This window comes from Pseudoalteromonas sp. S1610, from assembly GCF_005887465.1.
Taxonomy (GTDB): Bacteria; Pseudomonadota; Gammaproteobacteria; order Enterobacterales; family Alteromonadaceae; genus Pseudoalteromonas; species Pseudoalteromonas undina.
On the sequence record NZ_PNDI01000001.1, the window covers coordinates 200,250 to 225,832 of the forward strand.

Genomic DNA, 25,583 nt, shown 5'->3' on the forward strand with positions numbered 1-25,583 from the left:
GATAAATTTAACGTTAAATTGTAATTATTGATAAAAGCCTGCCTAGTGCAGGCTTTTTTATTTTTGTAGAGCTGCTAAAGTAGCGCCCATATGTTTATTAAAGAGAAAAAGTAATGGCTGGATTTTGGAATTACCGTGTAATTTATTGTGAAGCAACCAAAGATGAAGCGGCGCAATATCAAATACACGAAGTGGAATATAACTTAAACGGTAAAGTAACTAACTGGTCAGAGACTGGTGCCGCACCATTTGGAACCACATTAGATGCGTTAAAAGATGATGCTGAGCGCTTAAAAACCGCCTTCGAAAAGCCGATACTTAAAGTAATGCGCAAAGCCCGAGGTTATGAGTTAGTTGATGTAGATACCGGCGAAGACGCTTATGCTGAGCCGCCAGCAGGTTTGGCTGAGTAACACAAATTATTAAAAGGTGCCTAGGCACCTTTTTTATTACCCAAAGTTTAGGTTAAATAACCAGGAGAAAAGTATGTCAATTGAAGCGGTATTATTTGATATGGATGGCACTTTAGTTGACTCGGAAAGTGTGCACTATAACTGCTGGAGCCAATTACTTGCGCCTTTTGGTGTGTGTTATAAAGAAGATGATTTTTGTCGGCGCTTTTCGGGACGTCCCACTATTGACGCTGCAAAGGAAATAAAACAAGTTCATAACTTGTCTGTAAGTAGCCGCTATTTAGCGGATGAAAAATATCGTTTATTTAGTGAGTACGTTAAAACCAATTTACCGCCTTTAATGCCTTATGCTGAAAATGTTCTATTAGCGGCTAAAGAGCAAGGTTTAAAAATGGCGTTAGTAACAGGCAGCGCAAGGCATGAAGCAGAGCCAATACTAAAAGGATTAGGGTTTTATGATTTATTCGATACCGTGGTAACTAAAGATGATGTAATTAATCCAAAGCCTGCCGGTGATCCCTATCTATTAGCACTTAAAAGTATGCAGGTTGCTGCACAAAATGCGATTGCCGTTGAAGATACTCTCACCGGTGTAACCGCAGCGAATAATGCTGCTTTAGCTGTAGTCGCTATCGCTAATAAACATACACAGGAGCACGATTTTAGTAAAGCAACACAGCAAATGCAAAGCCTTGAAGAATTTTGGCAATGGCTTCAATCTCAACTATAGTTTAAGCCATATTAAAATTTGCAAGGATGCAGCAATGGTGATGATTAAAGCAACGCTGTTTACTTTTTTAATCCTTTTTAGTGCTAGCTTATTGGCGCAATTGCCTCCAGTGCAACTTGCTAATGTTTACGATGAAACTAAGCATGAGGATATTCGCCAATACTTGGTGAGTGAAAAGTTTGATGGAGTTAGAGCAATCTGGACGGGAAAGCAGTTTGTAACCCGTCAAGGCAACTCCATAAACCCGCCTGAGTGGTTTACCGCTCCTTTGCCAGATATTTGGTTAGATGGTGAGTTATGGACCAAACGAGGTCAATTTTCTGTACTCAGTGGTATTGTCAGAACAAAAATACCCAACGATTTGCAATGGCAAACCGTTATTTATCAGGTGTTTGATATGCCAGATACCGGTACGCCTTTTCATCGTCGTTATCAAAATTACCTAGCACTCATTACTAAGCTAAATAGTCCCCATATTAAAGCGGTTAAGCAATATCAATTTAGCGACAATCAGCAACTCAGTGATTATTTTAATCAGGTAACCAAACAAGGTGGCGAGGGCGTTATGCTTCATTTAGCAGAGGCTAAGCATACAGCGGGTCGCTCTAGTGCATTGTTAAAACTCAAGCCTTATTTAGATGCCGAAGCGTTAGTAATTGAACATTTACCGGGTAAAGGTAAATACGCAGGAATGCTTGGTGCATTGAAAGTACAGACAAAACAAGGGCTGACATTTTCTATTGGTACGGGTTTTAGTGATAAAGAGCGAAAGTATCCGCCAGCTATAGGCGCAACAATTACTTATCGATACCACGGGTACACTAAAAATGGCTTGCCGCGTTTTGCCAGCTTCTTACGGGAAAGACCCGAAAAATAACGAGTGTAGGCCAATTCAGTATATATTTTTTAGCAATTATGCTAAATTGCGCGGCCTTTTTAGTGATGTTTGGTGATCTATGTTCGTTGGTTTTGATTATGGTAGTTCTAATTGTGCTATGGGTGTTTTAAACGAAGAGCGTGTTCAGCTCATTCCTTTAGAGCAAGGCAAACATTATCTTCCATCAACGTTATACACACATCATAGTGCCTTAGTCGTTGATTTTGTAGCGCAGCACTTGCAGGGCTCAGAGCATGAGCATGGCTATAAAACCGCGCGCCAACCCTTGCTTAATACACTCCCGCGAATTAAATCAGACCTAGACCTACAAGCCGGCGACGAGACTCTATTCATCGGCCGAGAGGCGATTAGTGAATATGTGCAATTTCCTGAAGAAGGTTATTTTGTAAAATCCCCTAAATCATTTTTTGGCGCTACTGGTTTAAAGCAAGGACAAATTAATTTTTTTGAAGATATTGCCACTGCAATGATTTTAAAAATAAAACAACGTGCCGAATCATCGTTAGGGTATACGCTGAGCCAAACTGTTATTGGTCGCCCAGTGAATTTTCAAGCAGTTGGTGGTGAGCAGTCAAACCAACAAGCCGTGGGCATTTTAACACGTGCAGCAAACCGAGCAGGCTTTAAAGATGTGGAATTTTTATATGAACCACTTGCCGCCGGGATTGATTATGAAAGTGATTTAACGCAAGACCAAAAAGTGCTGGTAATAGATATTGGTGGTGGTACAAGTGACTGTTCATTTGTACAAATGGGGCCAAGTTTTAGGAATAAACAACAACGAGACGCAGACTTTTTAGCACATAGCGGAAAGCGAGTAGGCGGTAATGATTTAGATATTGCTCTGAGCTATCATGGTTTAATGCCGTTACTTGGCTTAGGCAGTACTTTTAAATCGGGTTTACCATTACCTAATCAGGCATTTTGGCAAGCATGTAAAATTAACGATGTGAATTTACAAAGCCAGTTTTATAGTGCTCAGCATTATCGTGAACTGAGTGCACAGCTACGCGATGTGGGTGCTCCCGATTTATATAAACGGCTCATCCATTTACAGCAAAATAAGCAAGGGCATCAATTAGTTCAACAAGCTGAAGCGGCAAAAATTGCACTAAGCTCGTCTGAAAACTTTAATTGTGATTTAACATTTTTAGATTCATCACTTGATAAAGATATCTCTATTAATGAATTAGCATTAGCCGTTGACGACAGTATTAGCCAAATAGTGACATTAGCAAAACAGGCCATTGCAGATGCTAACACCACCCCAGATGTAATTTATTTAACGGGTGGTAGCGCGCAATCACCACTGATCAAGGCGGCTTTAAAAACCCACTTAGGCGATATTAAAATGGTTAACGGTGATCACTTTGGCAGTGTCACCGCTGGTCTGACTAAATGGGCGAGTATGCTTTATAAATAAGCTGTTATAAGGAGATTTGTCGGGTTGCGAGGTACTTTTCGTAATCTGGCAAAGAACGCTCAAACTCGGTGTCCATAAGGGGAGAGCTTAGTAACATATCAGCGCTTACTTCATTACAAGCAACAGGAATGTTCCACACTGCGGCTAAACGAAGCAATGCTTTTACATCAGGGTCGTGCGGCTGAGATGCCAGAGGATCCCAAAAAAAGATTAACACATGAATTTCATGTTCCGCTATTTTAGCACCAAGTTGCTGATCACCCCCCATAGGTCCACTGAGTAATTGCACGACATTCAAACCGGTGGTTTTTTCTATTAAATGTCCGGTTGTACCAGTGCCGTATAGCTTATGTTTACTTAGCATTGGAGTGTGTTTTTCACACCATAATTTTAACGCGGCTTTTTTTCCATCATGTGCAACAAGGGCTATGTTTTTCTTAGCTGGAAGAGATTGTATTTTTTGGTCCATGCTGATTCTTATTAGTTAGAGTAATAAATTGATAGCCAAGGCAATAAATACAATGCCTGTGAACCTATCTATCCAAAGTTGGCTATTAGGGTGACTTTTAAAAAACTGGGCTATTTTATCGCCGAAATAAATATACGTGCAGTCGATAGGAAAAGCAAAGATTGGATACAGTAGCCCAAAAAACGCCAGCTGAAAAGTTGCAGATGACAAGCTAGGGTCTACAAATTGTGGGATAAAAGCAATAAAAAACAAAGCCACCTTAGGATTTAGTACTTCGGTCATCATAGCTTGAAACATCACGTTTTTGTTTTTACTGGTGGTAACATGAGGCTTATCTTCTTGCTCGCAAATGGGGGGCTTAAAGGTGTCTTTAAGCATCATAAACCCTAAGTAACATAAATAGGCTGCACCTGCATATTGTACGCTGGCATAGGCAGTTTCAGAGGCTTTTAAAATAGCGCTTAAACCGACAACCGCAAAAAATGTATGTACTACGCCACCTAACGCAAAGCCAAAAGCACTCTGCATACCTGCTTTTCGCCCATTTGCAAAAGTTTGCGCCATTAAAAACGCGTTTGATGGTCCAGGCGCAACGGCCATTAAAAAGCTAGCGAGTAAAAATGAAAGCAAAAAGTCGGGGTTGATCATTAAATAGTACGAAAAAGAAGTGGTAAATGATTTTATCAAGCAATGAGGAAAATAAAAAGCGGGCATATTGCCCGCTAAGTTGAGGATACTAAGTTCTTTTAAAACTAGTCGTTATGCTTTTAAACATAATGAAGTGCTAAATTTATTAAAAACTAACGGTGATATTATTTGAACACACCGTAGTGCTCAGCGCTTCACACACTTGATATGTATAGGTGCCGCCACCTTTAGTATTAATGCTGTCGCTGTAGGCATTATTATTTGCAGTGGTAATGACTTTGTTACCATTGCGGTAGATATCAACTTGGCTTGTTGCCGCGCCATTCCAACTTAAATCAACAAATTTAGTGCCTTTTGATTTGTAACCTGAAGCGCTAAGAGAGATAGCATCTACGCCTGGCTCTGGATCAACACCACCAGTATCGCCACCCGCACAGCCGTTTGCTGTAAGGTAAGCATCAGCGTCAGCCGCTTTTACAATACCGTAGCCAAAGTAATCATCACGACCAGAAGCCCCTTGATCTTGCGCAGTTGCCTTTAACGCATCGCGAATTTCTGTGCCTGTACAGTCACTATGATTAGACCATACTAGCGCAGCAATACCTGAAACCGCAGGAGTTGCCATTGACGTTCCACTCATAAAGCCATAATCAGTTGCGCCAATATTAATTGTCACGTTTGTACTAGCGACTAATGCACTACGATCTTCAAATGCAGCGCCTACAGCAGGAATTGTAGTATCGTTGGTATCACCCAGTGTCGCGTATAACATGCCAGCTTCATTGTTGATAATAACCGCACCTACACCGCCTGAGTTTTCACAGTTAGCGACTTTGTCATAAAATGAAATAACGCCGCGGTCAATCATACATACTTTACCAGCCGCCGCTGGATCAACTGTTTCGCCAGTTCCCATAAAGTAGGTACTCGCAGTGATTTGACCTGCATTTTCCATTGCTGATGAATTATATGCTGTGCCATCAGCCGACATACTCGCTGCTGTTGCCATGCCCGCAGGGTAGGTCGATAGAGTATCAACACCACCAGCAGTTACTTCAACACAAATTGTTTCATCATTAGTTGCGCGTTTACCACGGCCAGATGAACAGCTTGGGAATTGTGAAAAGTCAGCAATTTGATTATCGGCATCATTAGCGCCGACCATCATCACCGATGAGTAGCCCGCAGGATAAGAACGTACGTTATTACCATCGTTACCCGCTGCAGCAACTACAAGGCCGCCAGCATTAGTAAAGTTAGCAAACGCATTTGACTCTGTACTGTTTGAGCCACCGCCCCCTAAGCTCATGCTAATAATATTTGCACCTGCTTGAGAACATAAATCAGCCGCTTGAGCTAAATCAGATGAGTAACCCCAACCCGCTTCGTTAAATACTTTAATAATGTGCATTGCCACACCCGGTGCCATACCCACAACACCGAGGTTATTATCTGCAGCACCAATCGTACCGGCGACATGCGTCCCGTGTGGACCGCCATTATCAAACCAATTTCCAGTACCGCTGTCGTTATCGCCAGTAATGTTACCCCAAACAAAATCAGGGTTTGAGCTATCTAAGCCTGAATCGATAACACATACTTTCATGCCTGCATTGGCATCAAAAGTAACTTGATCAACCTGTGATTGATACACCGCATATGGCGTAATTTGTTGCTGCATGGCATCACCTACATCATCGTTAAATAATGACATAGGAACGCGCTTATGATCTTCTTCAATGAGTTTAATATGCGGGTTGTTAAGCAGGCCTTTTAAGCTACTTAAATCTTGTCCAGTAAATTTGGCTGCAATGAATCCATTGCCATCTACTTTAATGTCACCACCTAGTTTTTTAGTCAGCGCTTTAACAACACCTTTTTTATTATTATCAACTTGGATGATGAAGCGATCGTTCGCAGCTTGGGCAGCACCTGCTGAACAAATACCAGTAAGAACTAATGCTAAGGCGAGTTTATTCTTTTTCATATTATATTATCCTAGAATTAATTGGTTAACTAATTGTTAACTTTAGCGGACAGTAAAATAATATAAAGCAGAAAACAAGCTATTTTATCTACAAAAACAAAACTATTTAACTTTAAAGTAGCCAGTATTAAACAAAAAATATACATTTGTATTTGAATTAGGGGCGGCTAATCAGGTAAAACCTGAATTAGCCAAAATTGAAGAGTAATAGAAAACGCTTTAGCGCCTAAGCATATTTAGTATAACGAAATAGTAAGTAAGAAAAGGGAATTAATAATAAAAAGTGTGTGCCTATAAGCTCGGGTGTAGATAAGTTTAAATATTGAGTAATAAACACCAATAAACTTGCCCCACTCATTTGCATTGCTCCTAAAAGAGCTGAGGCGGTGCCAGCTTGCTTAGGGAACAGACTTAAAGCTCGTCCAGCGGCAGAGCCAAGTGTTAAAGCAAAACCAAAGGCAGCAATAAACATAGGGATCATTAATGCTAATGGGGTTTTATATTGGCTTAATACTAGCATCAGTAAGCCTGCACTCACTAACAACACAAGACCTGCTTTTAGTGCTCTTTTTGGTTGGCGTTTAATGTAAATAGGCATGATAAAGCTAGCAAGAATACTAAGCACTGCATTAAGCGAGAACCAAAAGGTAAAGTCGGCTACGCTGCCCCCTAATTCAGTAATAAGCCAACCAGGAGCCAATGTTACAAATACTAATATAGCTGACATAGTGACCATACATAGCAAGCTATTAAATAAAAATAACGGAGTTGAAATAATTGGGATAAAGCGCCTTAGATCTAAGATATGCCCCTGGTAATGGCTGTCTACTGGGCGTGTTTCTCTAAACAATAATAAGGTGACAATAAATCCTAATAATGCAAAACCAGTTAGAAATAGAAAGTTCATTTGCCAACCAAACTGCACGGTTAACCACGCACCTAAAATGGGTGCTAACGCTGGAATAAAGCACACGATCCCGTTTAGGTAGGTAATTATTTGGCCACTGCGTTCACTACCAAACTTATCTCTTACTATTGCAAAAGCAACAACAAAGGTGGCGCATGCGCCTAACCCTTGAATTGCACGAGCAAACATCAGTATTAAAAAGCTAGGAGCATAGTATGCACCTAATGCCGCCAGTCCATATAAAGTTACACCGGTTAAGGCTACCGGCTTACGTCCAAAACGATCAGCAAGAGGGCCTGCAATTAATTGCCCCAAACCAACAGTAAGCATAAAAATAGCCACCGTTTGCTGTACTTGTTTTTCGCTCACTGAAAATTGCTCTGCAATAGTAGGAAAGGCAGGTAAATAAATATCAATGCCCATAGGACAAAAAATGACGAGTAACGCTAAGATCAGTAATAAAATTAAGTTTGGTTTAGCGGGCTGTGTTTGCATCAGGTCTCCTTTTGTCGGTATTTTAAGTGGCGACTGATGAAAAAGAAAGGGCTTATGACCGATGCATCAGACATGTTACCTACTTTTAACTTTATTATGATTATTTTTGTTTAAGTATCACACTTCTTTAAACTGATCCGATGTGTTAATTTGCTTTTTAAGCAAAGACAATGGAAAAACAATAATGAGTAATGAGTCTGCATTAATAAAAACGTGGCATAAATTTAAAAAGCTGCCGTTTGGTAACTGGCTGTTTAGTAAAGCCGTATGTTTTAAAGCGCCTTACTTTGGCTCTATGAAACCTACTATTTTAGATTTAAAAGCAGGACACTGTAGTGCTGTGGTTAAAAACACACGCCGTGTACACAATCACATTGGCACTATTCACGCTATCGCACAATGTAATTTGGCTGAGCTGTGTGCGGGGGTGATGGTTGATGCAACAGTACCTTATAAAACCCACCGTTGGATCCCTAAGGGAATGACAGTACAGTACCTGGCTAAGGTAGACACTGATGTTACCGCTATCGCTGAAATTGACTTGCCTCATCAATGGATTGATAAAGAAGATTTAGTCGTACCGGTAAAGCTTTACAATACGCGTAACGAACTGGTTTTTACCGCAGACATAACCATGTATATAACACAAAAAAAGTAAGTGTATAAGCCGCTAACGGGATTTTAAAGAGGTGATTAATGGTTTAGCCAACAGGCAGGCTAAACCATTATAAACTAATGTAGCTAGCTTTTAGCTGCAGGCTGCTTATTAACAAACGAAAGCCCGCTGTCTTCATTATCAACAATGGCTTTTACGTCGTGAGCTGGTTTTGGCTTATCTTTAGCATGCTCAATCACTTCTTTTTCAAAGCGCTGCTTTAAACTGCCTTCAATAATAGCACCTGCTTCTATGCTCAGGGTGTCATGAAATATATCGCCAAGTACATGAGCATTATTTTCGATCTTTACTTCACTTGCATTTAAAGAGCCTATGATTTTACCCTTAACAACGACACTGCTTGCCTCAACAACGCCTTCAACAACACCTGAGGTGCCAATCACTAAATGTTCGGCCTTAATGTCACCATCAATACGTCCGTCGAGTTGTACTTCACCTTGGCTTACCAAAGAGCCCGTTATACGCACATCATTAGAAATGATTGAGGGAGTGTGACTCACTCTCTTAATAGATGAGTCTGTTTTTGCTTGTTTATTTTTACCAAACACGAGAAAGCGCCTTTGTTATTTTTAGTGGATTGACATGCTTGTCGTCTATTAATACTTCATAGTGTAAATGAGTACTTGTACTTCTTCCGGTACTGCCCATTAAGCCAATGACATCGTGCTTTGTGACTAATTGACCTTTTTTAACATTAATTTTGTTTAAGTGACCAAAGCGCGTTACAACACCGTTTTTATGCTCTAACTCTATAAAGTTACCATAACCGCCATTACGGCCAGCTCGACGCACCGTGCCATCGGCAGGGGCAAAAATTTCTGTTTTATGCCACCCAGCTAAATCAATGCCTTTATGAAAAGCGCGCCTTTTATTCATTGGGTCTTTTCTAAGTCCAAAATTACTGGAAATATAATATTTTGCAGCAGGTAAGGGCAGGGTACTTGGCAACTCAGTTAAAAAGCTCTCTAGCTGGTTTAACAATAACAACTTATCTGCAATGACTAGAAAGTTACTAGGAATTTTACTTTCATCGAGTATATCTAGCGGGCCACCTTGCGCCGTTGTTTGCGTGCTTAACGCGAGATGTTGTGCCAGTGCATTTTCAAGACCCGTGCCTTTGAGTATTTCTATAATCGCATCATGGCGCTGATTAATCTGCGCAGCCAATAACGTGAAATTAGTATCGTACTGCTGATTTAGCATGATGTAGCGCTGCTCAAAACTGGTTAAACTGTTTTGTGCATGCTTATTTTGTGTTTTATCTTCTTCGAGCGGCTCATGAAATTCGCTTTCGTTCTCATTAATAGGAGAAGATTCAAGCTCACCCTCTAATTTTATTACATCTTTGCTGATAGAAGCTGGGAGTGATTCAATCATACCTTGAAGTAAAGCTTGTTTTTGTTCAAGTTCAGCTAACTGCTCTTGCTGCAATGCGTAGCGTTGTTGCTGTTGCTTTACTTTTTGTTGCCATTGTACTTGCTTATCAAGCTGAGTTTGCTCGATATGAGAAATTTGGTGTGTTTGCATATAAACACGGATACTCGAAACACTGATCCATGCAATAGCAATGAAAATAATAGCAAGCACAGAAACCTGTAACCAAGGCGCCAAAACAACATGCTTTACTTCACCATTTTGGCGAATGAGCAGCTGACGAGCTGGGAAATGTTTATTAAAAAAAGACTTTATAAATACAGGCATGTCACATAAATACTGGCTATTAACGGATTCAAGATAGCAATTTGAACTAAAAAAGCCAGAAAAAAATTGTAACTTCGGCTTAATTAATAAAAAAGGGCTGCTTATTCAACAACCCTTTTTTACTAGTTTATTGATTTTATATATTATTTTGCTGGTAGTACGGTGCTCTCTACAAAGCCAAAGCCAATACGTGCAAAGCCTTCTTTTTCACACCAGCCACGCATTATAACGTTGTCGCCATCTTCCAAGAAGCTACGCTGCTCGCCGTTACTTAAAGTAATCTTTTCTTTACCACCACGAGAAAGCTCAAGTAATGAACCCGCTTCTTCGTGAGTAGGCCCTGATTGCGTGCCAGAGCCCAGCATGTCACCCGGCATAAAGTTACACCCGTTTACGGTATGGTGAGTTACCATTTGCGCTACAGTCCAGTATGAGTGCTTAAAGCTAGACTTAGACACTTGAGTTGGGTTGTAGCCTTCATCACGCATTTTTTGTGTTTGAATTTTAACATCCATTTGAATATCAAATGCACCTTGATCACGGTTAGCCGTTGATTCTAAGTACTCAAGTGGCTGCGGATCATTTTCATCACGCGTCCAGCTTGTTCTGTATGGTGCAAGTGCTTCGGTGGTAACAATCCATGGAGACACGGTTGATGCGAAATTTTTCGCTAAGAATGGACCAAGCGGTTGGTATTCCCATGCTTGTAAATCACGTGCTGACCAATCGTTGAAAACACAAAAGCCGAATACATGCTTTTCAGCATTTTCAATTGCGATTGCATCGCCTAGATCATTACCTTTACCTAGGTAAATACCTAGTTCCAGCTCGTAGTCAAGGCGCTTACATGGACCAAATGAAGGAACTTCTGCATCTGGCGCTTTAGTTTGTCCTTTAGGGCGATGAAACTGCTGCCCAGACACGCCAATAGACGATGAGCGACCATGATAACCAATCGGCACCCATTTGTAGTTTGGTAGTAATGGGTTATCGGGACGGAATAAACTTCCTACGGCAGTCGCATGATAAATTGATGTGTAAAAGTCAGTGTAATCGCCAATGCGACACGGTAGAGCAAATTCAATTTCGGTTTGTGGTATAAGCGCTTGTGCTAGTTGCTCTTGATGAGCAGAGCCTTCACGTAATGCCTTAGACAGTGCTAAACGAAGCGCTGACCAATATTGCTCACCTAATCCCATAAACTCGTTCAAAGTCGGGTTACTTGCAGATGCAACGGCTGTTTGGGCGTCACCTGAAAAAATACCGAGTTCATTTACTTTTGCTAAATCAATAACCTGATCGCCAATGGCAACAGCACCACGAAAAGCTTCATTGCTATTTTTGCGACGTACTTCTGCAAAAGGTAGGTTTTGAATAGGGAAGTCACATTGTGCATCATTTGCTGATGCTACCCAGCTAGTTAAATTTATATCATGGGTTTCGTTAATTAAACTCATTACATTTCCTTTGGTTTAGTTGGTCGCGCTTATCAGTATAAATATCAATTTATTAAATAAGAATATAGCACCCGTTAATTTCATCTATTACCTAGCTATATGGTGATGAAAAGCGCGATTTAAACACACAGAGAGATAGTTTTACCTCTCAATTACGATTAAACGACAAAAAGCAGCGAAATACGCTGCTTTTTAAAGTTATTTTATTTGCTTATAAAACGCCGCGACGTTCTTGATCTCGCTCGATTGATTCGAATAGCGCTTGGAAGTTACCTTCACCAAAGCCGCCATCATCAACTCGTTGAATCATTTCAATGAAGATAGGACCAAATAAGTTTTTAGAGAAAATTTGCAGTAAGTAGCAATCTTCGCTTTGGCTATCAACAAGGATTTGATGTTCACGGATTTTCTCTTTATCTTCTTTAACCCATGGAACACGGTCAAAAATAGTATCGTAGTACTCTGGAATAATATCTAAAGTAGCGATAGTCGATTTATCAAGCTTATCTAATGAGCTTACTAAGTCGTCAGTTAAGAACGCCAAATGCTGCACACCTGGACCATTGTATTCACCTAGGTATTCATCAATTTGGTTATTGTCGTTACCTTTACCTTCATTGATTGGAATAGAGAAGGTACCGCATGGTGATTTTAATGCATATGAAAGCAGGGCTGTTTTTTGGCCTTTAATATCAAAGTAACGTACTTCGGTAAAACCAAACACGTCTTTGTAAAAGTTAGCCCATGTTTCCATAGTACCTTTATATACGTTGTTGGTTAGGTGGTCGATACGTAAGAAGCCTTTACTCTCAACTTTGTTTGGCTCGCTCAGATCTTCGAAATCATTATCGTAGATAGAGCCTTTATCTCCAAATTGTTCAATAAAGTAAATTAAGCTATCGCCAATGCCGTAAATAGCAGGGTATGGTAAGTCTTTATTAGCTGCATCAGTGGCAGGCTTAGCGCCACGCTTAACCGCTGCTTCAAATGCTGCTTGAGCGTTCTCTACACGCCAGCCCATAGAACAAATTGCTGGGCCGTGATTTTTAGCAAACTCAGCTGAAAAGCCGTCGCGTTCATTATTTAGTAAAAAATGAATATCGTTTTGGTTGTAATAAACAATGTCTTTACCTTTGAATTTTTTTAATTTTGAAAAACCAAAATCGGTAAACACTTTGTCCATGTAATCGGCATCGGGTGTTGCGTATTCAGTAAACTCAATACCAACCAAACCTAAAGGATTATTTACTTCACTCATTATAATTACTCCCGCAATTAAGCACTGCGATTATTAGTTATCGTATTGCCTGCATGATTAACCAGATTACTGCTTTGGGGAAGAGGGTGTTGTTATTTAGTAAATAGCGCGTGTGTAAATTTTACGGGACGGTTAGCAAAGTATGATATTTATTTACATACGTGCCGAGGTAAGTAAAAATTAGCTAGCTCGGATAATGTACGTATTTTTTATGTATGTTACTGAATTTATTTGTTTTAAATTTAATTGCCCATCTGTTTTTTTAGTTCTTTCACACTAAAAAAAGAGTGGTTTTTGTATTCTATTGTTTACACTCAACCTGAGCGTAGCTGCTCACAACATTAACAAAGCAATAGATACTGAGGGTTTGATTCATTAACTCCACTTACTCTGTAGTATTACGCTGTAACAACAAATTTAGTTAACCTGAACTCTGGCTAAGAGATCTATTATCCAGAGTTCAGGTTAGTTAGCCATAAAAATACCCCCTGCAGTTAGCTGCAGGGGGTATTTAATATCATTAGTCAAAGCGCATAATTACGCGTTGTGATTAATTTAAATTATTGTGCTGGTGCGGTTTGTTCTAAACCTTGTTTTTCCCATACCTTAGCTTTGAAGCTCATCAGTACTAAGATGATACCTACACCGATACTAAATAATGCAATTTGTAAGTAAAGGTTAGGAATTTCAGCAACATTGTTAGGATCAAAGTTACCAGCAAGTAATCCTGAAATTACGTTACCAATTGAGTATGTCAGTACAAATACACCCATCATTTGACCCGTATAGCGACGAGGAGATAATTTACTTACCGCACTCAATGCAACTGGGCTTAAACAAAGCTCACCCACTGTATGTAAGAAATACGTTGTAACCAGCCAGTAAGGAGCTACTTTTAAGCCTTCAGCTGCATAATGTGCTGCCATAAACATAACTAAAAAGCCTGAAGCCATAATAACTAAGCCCAACGCACATTTTACGCTATAAGTAGGCGAAACCATTTTCTTAGATAAATTAATCCAAAGAGCGGCAAAAAATGGTGATAGGGCAATAATAAATAGCGAGTTTAAAGATTGGAACCAAGTCGTTGGAATTTCAAATGTGCCAATAAGACGATCTGTGTAGTCACGAGCAAATAGGTTTAATGAAGAACCCGCTTGTTCAAAGCCAGACCAAAAACACGCAGAAGCGACACAGACTAAAAATAGCGCCCACATTCTTTGCTTTTCAGCGTCGGTTAGTTTGCCTTTGAAATAAACAAGGCCAAAGTAAATGAAAAAGATAACAGTAAATACAACTGCTGTGTAACCTGCAACAATAGTCGGGTTAATAACTATAGCGCCTGTCATCGCAGCAGCAGTCACGCTGGCAACAACAATTACAAACGCAGCAATACCGCCCCATGCGCGTGAAGCACCTTTAGGGCTTAATGGATTCGCAGGTAACGAGCTATGTTCTGGTAAGTTATTAAGTGTACGTTTGTATTGTATTAAACCAATAGCCATACCTACAGCAGCTGCACCAAATGCCCAGTGCCAACCTACGTTTTCCATAAAGTAACCACAAACGTAGTAACCAATTAAAGAACCTAAGTTAATACCCATGTAGTAAATAGCGTAACCACCGTCACGGCGTTCATCTTCGTCAGTATAAAGCTGACCAACCATGGCACTGATATTAGGTTTAAGTAAACCAGTACCCGTTGCGACAAAGATTAAACCAATGAAAAAAGAATATTCATGCGGAACGGCTAAAATAATGTGGCCACACATGATGATGATACCGCCGTACCATACTGCTTTTTGACCACCAAATAATCTATCTGCTAACCAGCCACCAGGTAAACCTAAAAAGTATACTGAACCTGTGTATAAGCCATAAATTGCAGCAGCAGAAGCAACGGTAAATCCTAAGCCTTCTTGTTGTAAACTTGCTGTCATAAATAATACGAGCATAGCTCGCATACCGTAGTAACTCATTCGTTCCCACATTTCTGTGAAAAACAGGGTTGAAAGTCCTTTAGGGTGACCAAACCAGCCACTGTCAGAATTTGAACTCATATTTACTTCCTAATTCATTATTGTTTTGATGACCTTGTGGTTTTTTATTTAGCTAAATTGTTACTTCTAAAAAGTATAATAAATGCTCGATCATCAGTGTTTTTATGCAGCTAAGGTAATGGTTTGCTAAACGCAGCTATACGTTTAGGTAAGAGTCACACCCTTATCCTAGTTACAATTGCGCTTAAGTATACATAGACCTTTGTACGAGGGGAAGCGTTGAGCGCGCTATCACACATCCGTTATGTAATTGTTAAATACCAACACCTGAAGTTCTAGTTGTTGCACTAAACACCTAAACTTATCAAAAAAGATATTTAACAACACAAGTAACATTGTCTTTGCAAAGCTATCTTTTATCCGGTTTTAAGTTCTATTGAAAAAATATAAAACCGCTTTATTTACGGGGGGTTACAAGCACCAAGTTATTCAACAATCGTTAACCTTTACTACTTTATTTTAATAATCACCGTTTAGATTAAACATGAGCAAATATTAGCGGATGCACAGCAATGATTAGCCCATTGGAGAATATAATTTATACAAAGTTAGTTTGGCTATATTTACATGTAATGACCCCGACTTTTAGTGAGCAGCCAAGATTAAATATTTTAAGTGCTTGAAAAAGCGCTCTAGGAAGTAAAAAAACATTTTTCGTCCAAATTTCTTTACAATAAACTATGCTGATAATCATAGTTAGCGTATTATTCACGCCAATTAGTTTTTTCCTTACCTGAGGGTGTATGCGTTTAGATATTCACTGTGCAGACCGAGTTGGTATTGCTCAAGAGATTCTTAATATTTTAGTTAGCTACAATGTTGACTTGAAAGGAATTGAAGTCGACTCAGTTAATTGCCGTATGTATGTGAGTTTTCCTGAAATTGAATTTGAACAATTTCAAAAAATTATGCCTTCAATTCGATTGATCGATGGTGTACATGATGTACGTACCACCGCGTTTTTACCTTCTGAACGTGAGCACAATGAATTAAACACCTTATTAAGAGCACTGCCAGATGGTGTTATATCTATTGATGCTAAAGGCTGGGTGCGTTTGTGTAACGACGCGGCGTGTAAAGACTTACAGCTAACAGAAAAAGAAGTCATTGGCGCCAATATCAATAATTTACTTAAAGGTTTTAATTTTACCCGTTGGTTAGAAGGCAAAGAAGTACTTGGGCAAACTACCCGTGTAGAAGTGGCAGGTGAAGACTTTATTGCCGATATTTTACCTATTGCTGTACCACAAGGCAGTGAGGGGGATGTGTTAGCGGGTGCGGTAATTAATATAAAATCGCAAAGCCGCCTAGGTCAGCAAGTGAGTGCGTTTAGACGCTATGGCCAAGAAAGCTTTGCGACAATTCACAATTTTAGTACGGCGATGCGTCGTGTTGTACGCGAAGCGCGAAAAATGGCGCAACTTGAAGCCCCTATTCTTATCACCGGTGAAACCGGCACAGGTAAAGAGTTATTAGCGCGAGCTTGTCACTATGCATCTAACCGCTCAGTAAAGCCGTTTATCGCTTTATCGTGTGCCTCATTACCAGATGATGTTGCCGAGTCAGAGCTTTTTGGTTACGCCGGATATGAAGAAAATGCAGCGCCTAAACGCGGTGTACTTGAACAAGCGGATGGTGGAACAGTATTTTTAGATGAAGTGGGTGAAATGTCGACTCAGCTCCAAACTAAATTACTGCGCTTTTTACAAGACGGTACGTTTCGAAAAGTAGGCGACGAAAACGAAGTTAAAGTAAATGTTCGCATAGTTGCTGCTACCCAAAAAGATTTACCTGCAATGGTGCAAGAGGGCGTATTTAGAGAAGACTTATACTATCGCATTAATGTACTAACGTTAGAAATTGCACCACTGAGAGATCGTAAAGCCGATGTTGGCCCACTTGCTGAACACTTTATTCAAAAATATGCGCAGCAAAATGGCCATACTGTGCCTGAGCTATCTGAAGAATGTTTAACGTTTTTACAAGATTACCCATGGCCAGGTAATGTGCGCCAATTAGAAAATGCTATTTACCGTGCGGTATCGTTGTTAGAAGACAGTGAATTGCGAGTTGAGCATTTACAACTGCCGACCTTTACCCATGATTTAGGCTATTTAGAGTCTGATTTTGAGGGCTCGCTTGATCAAGCGGTTAAGCGTTTTGAAGCTACCTTATTGCGTAAGCTTTATCCAGCTTATCCAAGTTCACGTCAGTTAGCTAAGCGCTTAGGGCTAAGTCATACAGCGGTAGCTAATAAACTACGTGATTACGGTATTAATCGTAAAACGGTTAAAGTTTAAAGATAGATATTAAAACAACCTTTCTTAGTGATTGTCCCCTTGGTGTAAAAATACCCTAGGGGATCAATTGCTATGATACACTCACAAAAAACAAACTGGTAAGACCTCTACTGTGAACTTATATTTTAGACTGCTGCTATTATTTTTCAAAATTAAACGTAATCGTGATTATCAATCATTGTTAGACACGGTTGATATAGACTACAAAGCACTGCCAAGTGACTGTGATATTAATTTGCACTTAACTAATTCACGCTATTTAGCAATGATGGATTTATCGCGCACATGGATGACCGAGCGAGTTGGTTTACTAAAGCAAATAATGAAGCGTCGTTGGTTTCCTATTGTTAATGCAACCGCCATTACTTACATCCGTGATATTAAGCCTATGCAGCGCTTTACCATTAGTACCCGTTTAGTCGGCTGGGATCATAAATACTTTTATATTGAACAAAAATTTCATTCAGAGCGTGGCTTACATGCAATTGCCTATGTACGTGGCGTATTTAAAAGTAAAAAAGGGGTGGTAAGCGTTGAGCATATGCTGGAGGTTGCTGGTTTTGAAGGCGTAGCACCTATTTTACCGGCAGAAATAATTCATTGGAAAGAAATGCTTGAGCAAAAAAAAGTAAATAACTTACCTCGTTAATTACACGCAAAAAAAAAGGCCTTACGGCCTTTTTAACACACACATAATCGTTATTAAAACGAGTATTTAAGACCAAACATAGCTACAACAGGGTCAAGTGACACGGTTGAAGTTAATGCTTTTGCGCCATTAGCATATACAGTCGCATCAGTATCAATATCCATGATAGATACCATAGCGTGTAGGCCCCATTTCTCATCAATCTTGTAGTTAGCACCTACTTGAGCAACAAAACCAAATGAATCATCTAGTTTTACTTCCACGTCGTCAGTATTTAAAGTTGCTTTAAGTGCTGCAGAAGGCTGCTCGTCAAAGAACGTCGTGTAGTTAATTCCTACACCAACAAATGGACGAAGTGCGTAGCTGCTGTCTAAAAAGTGGTATTGTGCAACCAGTGATGGTGGTAAATGTTTAATGTCGGCAATTTTATTACCAGCTAAACCGCCTGTACCTTCTACATCATGAGAGAATGGCGTTGCTGCAATAAGCTCTAACACCCATTGGTCGTTAAATGCATAATCTACAGTAATACCTAACTGAGTATTTGAATCACCTTTTAAACCAAGAGTAGGTGCTTCGTTAATCTTTGAGCCATCGTTATCAGGGTTAACATTAATTGCGCCAACATTAACGCTAAAGTTAGCGTGTGCTGCAGGAGAAAGAGCTAGTAAAGAAGTAAGTATTGCAATGCTTAGTTTAGTTTTCATGTTGTTCTCCGTGAACTACTGTGTGACTATTTGTTGATTGAGGCTATTATCGCTCGAGTTTAAAAATAAAAACCTGTTCTAGATCAAAGTTTCAAAAGCGTATAAGTAAAGAGCCTCTATTTATTGATTTAGATTAAACTTTTACTTACTTAGTGCTCAAAAATTATTGACTGATCACTTAAATACCGGCCGTAAACGAAGTATTCAGAATATAATCAGCTAGTTTTGTTAAACTAAGGCTATGTTCACGGTTTAATAAAAGTAAGCGGCCTCATGACTCCCTCTGGTCAACTATTTCTTCAAGGCTCTATTGCCAAAGCGCTATTAAAATTAGGCATTCCTATTGTCCTCATTAATATTTTGCAGTCTGCTTATCAGCTTACAGATGCTTTTTGGGTTGGCCGGTTAGGGGCTGCGCAAGTGGCTGCTGTATCGATTAGTATGCCTGTCACATTTTTAGTTATTGCGATAGGTTCAGGATTTGCTATGGCTGGGGCGATTTTATCGGCCCAATACATGGGGGCGGGACAACAAGATAAGGTCAACCATGTTGCCGCGCAAACGGTGTTAATGGTGACATTAGTTGCACTATTACTTGGGTTACTAGGCTATGCATTATCACCTTATTTTTTAACCTTACTGGGGGTTGAAGCAGCCGTATATAGTGATGCACTTAAGTTTATGCATGTATCTTTTATTGGCGTTATTTTTGTGTTTATTTATGCCATGTTTCAATCGCTGATGCGGGGTATAGGGCAAACGAAGGTGCCGTTAATTATAGTCAGCACAACCGTGTTACTTAATTTTATACTCGATCCGTTATTCATATTTGGCTATGGTCGTTTTGAGGGGCTTGGTGTGATGGGCGCTGCGCTAGCAACATTGGTTACACAGAGCTTAGCGGCGCTTGCGGGCATCATTATATTTTTACGTGGTCGACATGGTATTCAATTACAGCTTAAAAGCTTTTACCCCGACTGGCACTATATTAAGCGCGCTTTTTTCTTGGGAGCGCCTGGCTCTATTGAATTATCGACACGTGCATTTGGTTTGATCATCATGTCATTTCTAGTTGCCAGCTTTGGTACTACGACAATTGCTGCTTATGGTGTTGGCTCTAATATTTTGCAAATGGTAATGATCCCCGCTATGGGCTTATCAATGGCGGTATCAACCTTGGTTGGGCAAAATATGGGGGCTGGTAATATCAAGCGGGCTGAGCAGATCACTAAACTTGCTAGTGTATGGGGCTTGTTAGGGCTCTCATGTGTTGGCGCCATTGCATATTTATATGCAGATTCATTAGTTGCATTTTTTATTCCTGACGATAATGACGTTATTACTAATGGGGCGCAGTTTATTCAAGTAATGTGCTTAAGTTGGGGTGGAATAGGGGTGCAACTTTGTATTGTTGCTGCTTTTCGTGCCTCAGGTAATATGCTCAATGCAATGGTTATCGCGTTATTATCACAATGTGTAGTGCAGTTCCCTGCCGCTTATATTCTTTCTAATCATACTGAGCTTGGCGATCAAGGCATTTGGTATTCTTTTGCAATTACTAACATAACCATCGCATTGATAGCATTTGCATGGTTTATGCGTGGCTCTTGGAAAAAAACCAAGTTAACTAAAGAAGATAAGCACATAGTACAGGTTACACGAGAAACATTAATAGAAGAGGGCGCACGTTAGCTAGTAAATTCATAATGCGGTCATAAAAAGTCGTTGTAATAAATACACTGCTAAAACGAGGTGTGTTTATTATGACAAAAGCTATCAATACAAAAGCACAAGCGCCGTACTTAACTATTGCACAGTTAAAAACAGTGAGTCACTTACAAACTCTGATCAGATTTAAATCGATTACTCCTAATCCAGCTGGTGGCATTGAGTGGCTTGCGAACTACCTTACTGAGTTAGGCTTTAGTACAGAGCAATTTAGTTCTAATAATGTGACAAACTTAATTGCAAAAATAACCTTTGGGGCAGGCCCCGTGGTGGCATTTTCTGGGCATATTGATGTGGTACCCGCAACGCAAGGTGGCTGGTTAGCCGATCCGTTTGGTGGACACATAATTAACGATGCAATTTATGGGCGTGGTGCCGCCGATATGAAAGGAGGCATTGCCGCGATGCTTAGTGCAACGCAGACGTTAATAAACAGCGCGCAGCAAAAGCAGGGAACATTATTTTGGCTGATCACCTCAGATGAAGAAGGTGAGGCGGAGCATGGCTCTGTGTTGATTGCCAAGCGATTAGCACAACAGGGCGTTGTACTTGATGGCTGTATTGTTGGTGAGCCAACCAGCCACCTGCAGGTAGGTGACACTATAAAAAATGGTCGACGTGGAGCCTTATCTGCGAGATTAGCTATTCAAGGAAAGGCTGGGCATGTAGCCTATCCTGAGAATACCATTAATGCTGCGCACATCAGTGCTGAAGTGGTTAACAGGCTCACAAAAATAGACTGGCCTTTAGATGAACTTAGTTCAAAAACAACGCTGCAAGTCACCGGTATTAATATTGATAATGTGCTAGATAACCTCGTGCCAGCTCAGTGTGATATTACTTTTAATATTCGCTATAGCCATGGGTATAAAAGTAAACATGTTAAGCAACGTGTGTTTGCTGCACTGAAGGATTTCAGCGAGCATTTGGTTATACAGTGGGAGCGTCCATGTGAACCCTATTATACAAGCCATAAGATTGAGAGTTGCTTACTCGCTCAGTTAGAGCAGGCAATTTTTAAAGTGACGGGGAATTATCCTTTATTAAGCACCAGTGGTGGGACGTCGGACGGACGATTTTTTGCACAGCAAAAAACACAAGTCATAGAGTGTGGGGTACGAAACCATAGTATTCATCAGGTTAATGAACATGTACCGATTTGCGACTTGTTAGAAATAGAAAAGATTTATACGCAATTACTCGATGGTATTTTTACTCAGCCTTGAAGTATTAATAACTATTAAAGCGCCGCTTAATGCCGCTTTAATAGTTATTCGATTAAGGGTTAACGCTTTAACTTGCTGATGCTGATTTATCAGTACCCAAGTAGCGCTTTGCTTTGCTTGGTTTTACTTTTTCAAGATCAACCAATACTAGGCCATCAATACAATTATTGAATTGTGGATCAATACTAAAGCTTAAAAATTTAACACCATTTGGTTCGCATAGCTCTGTATATTGTTTAAATAGTGTGGGTACATGCGTGCCCATGTTAGCGAGTATGTGTTTAAGCTCTACAAAATCTTCTTTTATATTATTACCCTCGAACAAGTTAGTGCACTGAGTTTGCTGATCAGGTGTGTGACGAAAAGCATTGTTAGGCGTTGCGAGTGATTTTTCACAGCCATAATAGTGCTGATAATAATGCACTAATAAAGACTTTGCCTGCTCAGGTAGTGCGTTTGACACACTCACCGCACCAAATAAGTAACGGTATTGAGGGTAGCGATTTATAAAAGCGCCAATACCATACCATAAGTAGTCGAGACTTTTTCTGCCCCAATATTTAGGTTGTACAAAGCTTCGGCCTAGCTCTATGCCTTGTTTAAAATAAGGATTCATATCTTGTGTATAATTAAATAGGCTATCGGTATAAAGCCCACTTTGTGAGTGTTGTTCAATCACATCCTGTGCACAAGCTAATCGGTAAGCACCCACCAACTCTAGTGCATGTTCATCCCACAATACTAAGTGCTGATAGTGCATATCGTATTTATCTATGTCTCGGCGGTTTCCACTACCTTCACCTACAGCCCGAAAAGCGATTTCTCGTAAGCGGCCCAGTTCACGAAATAAGGGAGAGCTTCCTTGGTATTGGTACAAATAAATCACCATGCCATCACTGGTTTTACCTAAATGTTCGCAGCATTCTATGGCTTTTTTTAATTCTTTTTTACATTCAGGAGAGGCAATTGGAGCATGAGTTTTTAATGGTAGCGTTTTTTTTGTGGTTAAACGGTATAGTTGCTTACGGATTAGCTCAACCACTTCTTTGTCTTTTAAGTCTGGGATTAAATAAGACTCAGGAGCAATGGAAGCGCCAATTTCAAACTCGAGTGATTTTTGACGTTGCTTAAACATTTCTTTTACCAGTAACAAGCTAGCCAGTGGTTTATAAAGCATTGATGCGCCGTAAAACAGCGGGCTATTTCTGGCTTTAATATAGATAGGCAAAATAGGGCTGTTAGCCTTTTTTGCAATGCGTAAAAAGCCACTGTTCCATTTGCAGTCTTTTATACCCGTAGGACGAAGTCGAGAAACTTCACCGGCAGGGAAAATAAGTAACGCTCCTTCATTTTTTAAGTGCTGGTGGATATTACTCAGCTCTTGTTTTTTACTTTGCCCTGATAGGTTATCAACGGGTAGTAATAACGAATGCATGGCGTCAACGGTCATTAACATACGGTTAGCCACCACTTTTAAATCGGCTCTTACCGTTGATAACACATTAATTAATGCAAGCGCATCTAAGGAGCCGATAGGGTGGTTTGCAATAATGACAATTTTTCCTTCACTGGGAATATTTTCTATTTGCTTAGCTTTATAACGAGTTTCAAAATCAAGTTCATCAAGTACTTGCTCTACAAATTCTATTCCTTGAAGGTGGGGATAGGCAGTTGCAAAGTTTGTAAATTCTTGTTCATGTAATAAGTAGCTAAGACTTTTTTTTACCAGTTTTTTTATTTTAAATGAGTTAGTTAACTGTGGTAAATTGGTTGCTATTACTTTATCTACACTGATCATACGCACCTCTTTTTATACTAGGCTAAGGCCAATATGTTTAGCTTAGAGTGCGGATATGACAATACGCGGTCAGTTGTGTGACTTTTTAAAACCGTTTACTTACTATTGAATTAAACCATACCAGTACTACTATTTACGGTTACTTTTTAAGGAATCATCATGTCAGTTTTAGTCGCGATTACCGGTCGAGATAACACAAAATTAATTGCAAAAATGCAATCACAATTACCCAATATTCAAATTGAGCAGCTTGATGATTGCCAAGATTTTGCAAGTGTGGAATTTGTACTGGCTTGGAATGCACCCGCGTCTTTATGGCCAAAGTTGATAAATTTGAAAGCGGTGTCATCGTTTGGTGCTGGGGTTGATAGTATCGATTTAAGTTTACTACCTGCACATGTTGAAGTAGTGCGCATTGTCGATAAACAGTTAGCCAACGACATGGCTGAATATGTTCTTACCCATGTATTAGCGCAAAAATTGCGATTAAAAGAATATTTCTTAAAACAACAGCAAAGTGAATGGAAGCCCAAAAGAGCGTATAGGCACGATCGAGTCAGTATTTTAGGGTTTGGCGAATTAGGCCAAGCTTGTGCCTACAGGTTGACTAATAATGGTTTTAAAGTTAATGCTTGGAGCCGAAGCCCTAAAACATCAACCATAGCAACACTCTACCATGGTGATCAGGGACTAAATGATATGTTAGTGAATACAGATTATTTAATCTGTCTATTGCCACTTACTAGCAATACCAAAGGTATTATTAATCAACAGTTGCTTAAGCAACTTCCTGAGCACGCCGTGTTAATTAATGTGGCCCGAGGTGAGCATGTTGTTGAAGCTGATTTGCTCGATGCGCTCAACAACGCACGTTTACGAGCAGCAACGCTTGATGTATTTGCCAGTGAGCCACTACCAAGCGAACACCCTTATTGGCAGCACCCAAATATTACTTTAACGCCGCATTGTGCTGCGTTGTCAGATCTAGATAGTGTTGTTGAACAAATAGCAGATAATATTTTGCGCTTAAAAGCGAGACAGCCATTAATTAATTGCATTAATAAGCAGCAAGGTTATTAGTTTAGAGTTGTTTGACTTTAAAGCATTAAAATTTGTTTAACTTTTAACAGAAACAGCTTGTTAACATTTGTAATTTTTATTATTGTTAAAAGCCGTTCTAACAATAATAATAAATAGGATGAATTATGAAACCCAGTCAAGGGGGCGCAAAAATCAGCATTGTGGTTGTATCTATCATTATATTAGGAATATCTGCTTGGTTTAACCAAGCCAATGCGACAGTGCTGCTCAACTAACTCTTATTACCACAGTAGGAATTAGCTACGCTTGCTGTGGATTTCTCGGTTTTGATGCTTCTTATCATCACTCTTCTTCAGTAAGACATACGTCGCACCACTTCCTCCATGCTGCCTGAGTGCAGTATGAAATGCTAAAACACAGGGAATAGTTTGCAACCACTGGTTTACGTAACTTTTTAAAATACCCGGTTTGGCTTTATTTTTAATTCCTATTCCATGACGAACAAGAACCATTCTTATATTGCGCTGGTGGCAATCTTTAATAAAGGCCTGCAACGAATCATGGGCATTTTTTAAAAGTTGCCCGTGTAAATCTAATGTCGCATCGAGCTGATATTTAGCTAGTCTTACGTTTTTAAAAACCGGGCTTTGCACGCCATCTCGTTTAAAGCTTAATATGGCGAGTGGGTCGAGCAATTCAAGTGGTTCATCTAACGGATTAAATTGTTCACTGTTTAAGTTTAATTGTGCAGCTTTGTTTTTTTCTTGCTGTGCGATAACCGTTTTATGGCTTTTAGATGGTAATGTCACGGTGTCGTGATTGATAGGGGTAACATCTTCCATAGAGGATAAGAATAAATCGAAATCTGACAACGGCATGGGCTTATCTCAAATTAGGCAAGGGTCTGTTGACCTTTGCGGATTGAAATTTGTTCAAACTAGGGGCGGTTTAATCGCGGCGCGAGGTTTGTAACCTAGTGGGCTAAGTAAAAACCGAGCAACAAAGAGTAATT

At 39.8% G+C, this 25,583-nt stretch carries 22 protein-coding genes; 10 read left to right on the forward strand and 12 right to left on the reverse strand.

Annotated elements, in window-relative coordinates:
* Positions 1 to 113 precede the first annotated feature (113 nt).
* From CWB77_RS00980 to yegD, 4 genes are all read left to right on the forward strand, one after another.
* Positions 114 to 413 carry a hypothetical protein gene (locus tag CWB77_RS00980; protein WP_008109576.1) on the forward strand — a complete coding sequence of 100 codons (300 nt, stop codon included), beginning with the start codon at positions 114 to 116 and terminating at the stop codon, positions 411 to 413.
* A gap of 73 nt (positions 414 to 486) precedes the next feature.
* Positions 487 to 1,143: an HAD family hydrolase gene (locus CWB77_RS00985; protein ID WP_008464680.1), complete on the forward strand. Its 657-nt coding sequence runs from the start codon at positions 487 to 489 to the stop codon at positions 1,141 to 1,143.
* Positions 1,144 to 1,177: 34 nt separating this feature from the next.
* Complete coding sequence (locus CWB77_RS00990) at positions 1,178 to 2,020, forward strand: DNA ligase (protein ID WP_138620930.1); 843 nt, start codon at positions 1,178 to 1,180, stop codon at positions 2,018 to 2,020.
* 79 nt (positions 2,021 to 2,099) lie between these two features.
* Positions 2,100 to 3,464, forward strand: coding sequence for a molecular chaperone (gene yegD, locus CWB77_RS00995; protein WP_138620935.1), 1,365 nt, complete (start codon positions 2,100 to 2,102; stop codon positions 3,462 to 3,464).
* A gap of 4 nt (positions 3,465 to 3,468) precedes the next feature.
* On the opposite strand, the gene CWB77_RS01000 is transcribed toward yegD, so the two are convergent.
* From CWB77_RS01000 to CWB77_RS01015, 4 genes are all read right to left on the reverse strand, one after another.
* Positions 3,469 to 3,933 (reverse strand): methylglyoxal synthase, encoded by a 465-nt coding sequence (locus CWB77_RS01000; protein ID WP_008464686.1) that lies wholly within the window; start codon positions 3,931 to 3,933, stop codon positions 3,469 to 3,471.
* A gap of 15 nt (positions 3,934 to 3,948) precedes the next feature.
* Positions 3,949 to 4,581, reverse strand: a complete 633-nt coding sequence (locus CWB77_RS01005) for a LysE family translocator (RefSeq protein ID WP_010391250.1) — start codon at positions 4,579 to 4,581, stop codon at positions 3,949 to 3,951.
* A 145-nt stretch (positions 4,582 to 4,726) separates the two neighbouring features.
* Positions 4,727 to 6,568 (reverse strand): S8 family serine peptidase, encoded by a 1,842-nt coding sequence (locus CWB77_RS01010; RefSeq protein WP_138620937.1) that lies wholly within the window; start codon positions 6,566 to 6,568, stop codon positions 4,727 to 4,729.
* Between the two features lie 226 nt (positions 6,569 to 6,794).
* The gene (locus tag CWB77_RS01015) at positions 6,795 to 7,970 is read right to left on the reverse strand and encodes a multidrug effflux MFS transporter (protein ID WP_010391252.1); all 1,176 of its coding nucleotides are present in this window, start codon (positions 7,968 to 7,970) and stop codon (positions 6,795 to 6,797) included.
* Between the two features lie 184 nt (positions 7,971 to 8,154).
* On the opposite strand from CWB77_RS01015, the gene CWB77_RS01020 reads away from it, so the two are divergent.
* Positions 8,155 to 8,628, forward strand: coding sequence for a hotdog fold domain-containing protein (locus CWB77_RS01020; RefSeq protein WP_008109556.1), 474 nt, complete (start codon positions 8,155 to 8,157; stop codon positions 8,626 to 8,628).
* 83 nt (positions 8,629 to 8,711) lie between these two features.
* Here CWB77_RS01020 and CWB77_RS01025 read toward each other — a convergent pair whose 3' ends face one another.
* The 5 genes from CWB77_RS01025 to CWB77_RS01045 form a co-directional block, all read right to left on the reverse strand.
* Positions 8,712 to 9,194: a bactofilin family protein gene (locus CWB77_RS01025; protein WP_008109555.1), complete on the reverse strand. Its 483-nt coding sequence runs from the start codon at positions 9,192 to 9,194 to the stop codon at positions 8,712 to 8,714.
* Positions 9,184 to 10,347 carry a M23 family metallopeptidase gene (locus CWB77_RS01030; RefSeq protein ID WP_138620939.1) on the reverse strand — a complete coding sequence of 388 codons (1,164 nt, stop codon included), beginning with the start codon at positions 10,345 to 10,347 and terminating at the stop codon, positions 9,184 to 9,186. Before CWB77_RS01030 ends, CWB77_RS01025 begins: the two co-directional genes overlap by 11 nt.
* Before the next feature lie 143 nt (positions 10,348 to 10,490).
* Positions 10,491 to 11,804: a fumarylacetoacetase gene (gene fahA, locus CWB77_RS01035; protein WP_010391256.1), complete on the reverse strand. Its 1,314-nt coding sequence runs from the start codon at positions 11,802 to 11,804 to the stop codon at positions 10,491 to 10,493.
* A gap of 211 nt (positions 11,805 to 12,015) precedes the next feature.
* Positions 12,016 to 13,062: a 4-hydroxyphenylpyruvate dioxygenase gene (gene hppD / locus CWB77_RS01040; RefSeq protein ID WP_008109551.1), complete on the reverse strand. Its 1,047-nt coding sequence runs from the start codon at positions 13,060 to 13,062 to the stop codon at positions 12,016 to 12,018.
* Positions 13,063 to 13,622: 560 nt separating this feature from the next.
* Positions 13,623 to 15,122, reverse strand: coding sequence for a peptide MFS transporter (locus CWB77_RS01045; RefSeq protein WP_008109550.1), 1,500 nt, complete (start codon positions 15,120 to 15,122; stop codon positions 13,623 to 13,625).
* Between the two features lie 743 nt (positions 15,123 to 15,865).
* Between CWB77_RS01045 and tyrR the strand changes: the two genes are divergently transcribed.
* Both tyrR and CWB77_RS01055 read left to right on the forward strand, forming a co-directional pair.
* Positions 15,866 to 17,422 (forward strand): transcriptional regulator TyrR, encoded by a 1,557-nt coding sequence (gene tyrR / locus CWB77_RS01050; RefSeq protein WP_008109548.1) that lies wholly within the window; start codon positions 15,866 to 15,868, stop codon positions 17,420 to 17,422.
* Positions 17,423 to 17,534: 112 nt separating this feature from the next.
* Positions 17,535 to 18,071 (forward strand): thioesterase family protein, encoded by a 537-nt coding sequence (locus CWB77_RS01055; RefSeq protein WP_008109547.1) that lies wholly within the window; start codon positions 17,535 to 17,537, stop codon positions 18,069 to 18,071.
* Between the two features lie 53 nt (positions 18,072 to 18,124).
* Here CWB77_RS01055 and CWB77_RS01060 read toward each other — a convergent pair whose 3' ends face one another.
* Positions 18,125 to 18,778: an OmpW/AlkL family protein gene (locus tag CWB77_RS01060; RefSeq protein WP_010391257.1), complete on the reverse strand. Its 654-nt coding sequence runs from the start codon at positions 18,776 to 18,778 to the stop codon at positions 18,125 to 18,127.
* A gap of 273 nt (positions 18,779 to 19,051) precedes the next feature.
* Here CWB77_RS01060 and CWB77_RS01065 point away from each other — a divergent pair, with 273 nt between their 5' ends.
* Both CWB77_RS01065 and dapE read left to right on the forward strand, forming a co-directional pair.
* Positions 19,052 to 20,470, forward strand: a complete 1,419-nt coding sequence (locus CWB77_RS01065) for an MATE family efflux transporter (protein ID WP_054202105.1) — start codon at positions 19,052 to 19,054, stop codon at positions 20,468 to 20,470.
* A gap of 71 nt (positions 20,471 to 20,541) precedes the next feature.
* The gene (gene dapE / locus CWB77_RS01070) at positions 20,542 to 21,732 is read left to right on the forward strand and encodes a succinyl-diaminopimelate desuccinylase (RefSeq protein ID WP_138620941.1); all 1,191 of its coding nucleotides are present in this window, start codon (positions 20,542 to 20,544) and stop codon (positions 21,730 to 21,732) included.
* A gap of 67 nt (positions 21,733 to 21,799) precedes the next feature.
* Here dapE and olsF read toward each other — a convergent pair whose 3' ends face one another.
* A complete protein-coding gene (olsF, locus tag CWB77_RS01075) occupies positions 21,800 to 23,530 on the reverse strand; it encodes a bifunctional ornithine lipid synthase OlsF (protein WP_075170611.1) in 1,731 nt (576 codons plus the stop codon).
* Between the two features lie 159 nt (positions 23,531 to 23,689).
* On the opposite strand from olsF, the gene CWB77_RS01080 reads away from it, so the two are divergent.
* Positions 23,690 to 24,610, forward strand: coding sequence for a 2-hydroxyacid dehydrogenase (locus tag CWB77_RS01080; protein ID WP_075170610.1), 921 nt, complete (start codon positions 23,690 to 23,692; stop codon positions 24,608 to 24,610).
* 257 nt (positions 24,611 to 24,867) lie between these two features.
* Here the strand turns inward: CWB77_RS01080 and smrA are convergent, their stop codons facing one another.
* On the reverse strand, positions 24,868 to 25,449 hold the full coding sequence (gene smrA, locus CWB77_RS01085; RefSeq protein WP_109875552.1) for a DNA endonuclease SmrA: 582 nt from the start codon (positions 25,447 to 25,449) through the stop codon (positions 24,868 to 24,870).
* Between the last annotated feature and the right edge of the window lie 134 nt (positions 25,450 to 25,583).